The organism is Herbiconiux daphne (assembly GCF_024979295.1).
GTDB lineage: Bacteria > Actinomycetota > Actinomycetes > Actinomycetales > Microbacteriaceae > Herbiconiux > Herbiconiux daphnes.
The window spans coordinates 1-787 of the sequence record NZ_JANLCJ010000303.1 but is presented as its reverse complement, the minus strand read 5'-3'; the positions used below and the strand labels follow the sequence as shown (position 1 = coordinate 787).

Annotated in this window: 2 protein-coding genes; both read right to left on the bottom strand. The window is 40.0% G+C overall.

What is annotated here, in order from left to right; genetic code table 11:
• Positions 1-198: hypothetical protein (locus N1032_RS24835; protein WP_259543204.1), on the bottom strand; the 198-nt coding region annotated here is incomplete at its 3' end.
• On the bottom strand, positions 188-787 hold a 600-nt coding region (locus N1032_RS24830; protein WP_259543203.1), incomplete at its 5' end, for a hypothetical protein. The genes N1032_RS24830 and N1032_RS24835, both read right to left, overlap by 11 nt.

Sequence of the window (787 nt, the reverse complement as noted above, 5' to 3'; positions counted from 1 at the left end):
ACTTGTTCCCCAACGGCGGATATAAGCGAATTGTTTTCGCTTAAATTTTCCGTCCGCCCCTTTTTGAAAGTATCGTTTCAATGCCTTGGTCAAAAGGTCGGTTGTCTTACCATTTGACCGCTCGCCGAAAATAACATTGTATTGACACTTCTTACTCGCAATTTTCTTGCTTGAATAATATTTCATTTTACCGCTCATTCTTCATTTCCTCCCATGTTCCGAATAGTCTTTCCCATACCTTGATTTGGTCGCCGAATGCTAGTTTAATCAGCGAAATTTCACCAATTTCAAAAGTTGTAGGTGAAAGGTGGGTTCCGCCTATATCGTTCACTTTTCTTATTTTCTTCATATAGTCTTGAATTTTGAAGGTGTTAGGCGTTGTCTTGTGGCGTAAAAGTTTGCCTGTAAATTTTTCTGGTATGAAAAGCCCATAAGCGAATTTTTCCATTTTCTCCCTAGCCGTGTCTGCTAGTTGATTAATGAATTCGGCGCCCTTGACCTTCCCAAGCCCCGCAACGGTAATATAAACCTGTTCCGAACCTTCAACGCTGTAAATATACTTTTTGGCGCCTAACGTCTTGAATAGCTTGTAAGAACCGTCGAAATCCCAAACGCCTAACCATTTCTCCACACCTTCAACGGTTTTAGGGTGTAGTAATTGTTCGTCAATCCCATAATATCCCGTAATGAAAAGCAACTTTTTCTTGTTTGATTCATTGTAATCATCAAACAATTTTGTGTGACGTTCGGCATATTGGATTTTAACGCTATCCGTGTCACTGAAAAC